This is a genomic window from Nocardiopsis protaetiae (genome assembly GCF_045446735.1).
Classification (GTDB): Bacteria; Actinomycetota; Actinomycetes; order Streptosporangiales; family Streptosporangiaceae; genus Nocardiopsis; species Nocardiopsis protaetiae.
The window spans coordinates 1-2,559 of the sequence record NZ_JBJJBV010000474.1 but is presented as its reverse complement, the minus strand read 5'-3'; the positions used below and the strand labels follow the sequence as shown (position 1 = coordinate 2,559).

General features: G+C 72.1%; 1 protein-coding gene. It reads right to left on the bottom strand.

What is annotated here, in order from left to right:
• Positions 1–178: 178 nt before the first annotated feature.
• Positions 179–805, bottom strand: coding sequence for a class I SAM-dependent DNA methyltransferase (locus tag ACJOT3_RS34000; RefSeq protein WP_406977238.1), 627 nt, complete (start codon positions 803–805; stop codon positions 179–181).
• Positions 806–2,559 lie beyond the last annotated feature (1,754 nt).

Sequence of the window (2,559 nt, the reverse complement as noted above, 5' to 3'; positions counted from 1 at the left end):
CCCGCCGCCCCTCGCGGTGTCTCCCCCTCCGCGCCCGCCCGAGCGGCCCCCCTCATGTCTCCGTTCGGGTTGGCGCGCGGACACCGCCACGGGACTACGTTGAGTAGCTCCCTCACTCCATAAGGTATCAGTGAGCCAGGTCACTTCTCACCCCCTGATATCGAACAGTTATCCTCCGTCACAATTGTGCGCGGAAGAGCAGGTGGGCCTGGGGGAATCCGCGGCGTTCGTCCTCTTCTGCCGCGATCACGAGCCGGGCCACCTCCGCGAACCCGGCCGCCTCCGCCAGCGCCGCCACCCGGTCCGGCGAGTAGCGGTGGGCGGGCGCCACCCGGTGGTCGAAGGGCTCGGAGAGCCGGGCCGGGTCATCGAGGGCCTGGAACGCCAGCAGCAGGTACCCGCCCGCCGCCAGCATCCGGCGGAACCCCGCCAGCGTCTCGGGCAGCCGCCCGGGCGGGTCGTGGATCACCGAGTAGTGCGCCAGGATCCCGCCCAGCGTGCCGTCGGCCGCCACCGGGCCGGCCAGCTCCCCCACCTCGAACCGCACCCCGGGGTGCGCCGCCCGGGCCTGCGCGACCATCCCCGGCGACAGGTCCACCCCGAACGCGTCCACCCCCAGCCCCCGCAACAGCGCCGTCAGGTGCCCGGGCCCGCACCCGGCGTCCAGCACCGGACCGGTGTCGCGCACCAGCTCCGCGAACACCGGGAACAACGCCCGGTCCAACGGCCTGTGGTCCGCCGCCACCAGGGCCACGTACTCCGGCACCACCGCGTCGTAGGCGGCCCCGATCGTTTTCTCGCTCATGCCCGCCGATGGTAGTGCCCGGACTCGCCACCCGACCGGGGCCGGGCCCTGGCCAGGGCCGGAGGGCGGGTACGTGTGTGGTGTCAACGCTGTGGGGCGCGGGGGTGGTCTGTTCGGGGCCGCGGGCCTGACGGGTGTGCGGGAAACGGTTCCTCCGGCTCCAGGGGGTCGTCCACCCGACCGGGCCCTGGTCACATCCCGTCCCCCGGCCTGGAGCCCTCACCACAGCCGGAGGGAGTCGCGCCGTCCCGGCCTCAGGGGGTTTCCCGCCTGCCCGGGGCCTCAGCCCCAGCCCGGTCACCTACCCGGCCTCCCCCGCCGCAGGGGGTGACGGCCGCGGGAGGCCTCCCGGCCCGACCCCAGGGGGTTGCCCACTTTCCCCGGGGCCTTGGCCCCAGCCCGGTCACGTCCCTGCTCTCCCCCGCCGCAGGGGGTGACGGCCGCGGGAGGCCTTCGGTCCCGACCCCAGAGGGTTTCCACCTGCCGGGGGCCTCAGGCCCCAGCCCATCCCCTTCCCGGAGCCCTTAGCCACATCCCTGGCCACCTCCGCCGCAGGGGGTGACGGCGGCAGGAGGCCTCTGGCCCCGACCCCTGGGGGTCTCCCACCTGCCCGGGGCCTCAGCCCCAGCCCGGTAACCTGCCCGGGGCCTTAGCCATAGCCGGAGTGCGTTGTGCCTCCCCGCCGCAGGGGGTGACGGCCGCAGGAGGCCTCTGGCCCCGACCCCAGAGGGTTTCCGGCCTGCCCGGGGCCTCAGCCATAGCCCTATCCCCTCTTGGAGCCCTTAGCCATAGCCGGAGTGCGTTGTGCCTCCCCCGCCGCAGGGGGTGACGGCCGCAGGAGGCCTCCCGCCCCGGCCCCAGGGGGTTTCGGTAGAGCGGTACGGGGCCCCAGACCCAGGGGGTGAGACAGCAAGAGCAGGTTTCCAAGTGGCCAGCCATCTGCGGACGGCGGTGTGCGGAGACCGCTCTCGGTCGCGTTGGTCTCCACGGGTCACCCCCTGGGAACGTACAGACCCGGGCTGGGCGCGGAGCCGTCCCCACGGTACGACGCCCGGCAGACCAAAAAGACGTACGCGTTCGATGCACGTCCCCGGTGGTGGGGGTGTTTTCCGGGGACGGGTCGGGGCACAGCGCACACCCCCGACCACACAGGTCCACGGAAAGACGCTCCGACTGCAAACCCGCGGTTGCACAGACCTCGCTTGAAAGCCCAACCACAGACGGGGTAACCCCCGCCCTCATTGCCCTCCCCAGACACAGGGGGTGTCGGGAGGAAGAACCACGACCTGCACTCCAGAGAGTGAAACCCCGGCTCCCATTACCCTCCCTGGCCACAGAGGGTGACCGCGTCCACACTTTCGGTGGTGCCGGTGGCGGTCCCGCCTCCCGAAACCCCCGGGGCCAGGGCCGCGGGTGACCGCGGCCTCCACCCCCCGCGGCGAAGGTTCCGGTACCTGCCGCCTCCACCCCCTGGGGCGAGGTGGCGGTTCCCCTTCTGGTCTGGGGTTGATGTTGCGGGTATCTGCGGCCGTCACCCCCTGGGGCGGGGGTTGCGGTTCTTCCTCCGGACACCCTCTGGGGTCGGGGAGGGCAATGAGGGCGAGGGTTACTACTGATCTTTGATTATGCGGTTGACGGAAACGGTGAGGGTTCCAAGCCGACCGACTCGATGAACCCCCGCAGCAGATCGGTGCGCTTGCGCACCAGACGCAGATGCGCGTTGATCACCTGCTCCAAATCCTCCAGACTCCGGA

Excerpts from the sequence above, each read along its gene's own strand:
- ACJOT3_RS34000 (WP_406977238.1), bottom strand. The coding sequence starts at position 805 with ATGAGCGAGAAAACGATCGGGGCCGCCTACGACGCGGTGGTGCCGGAG.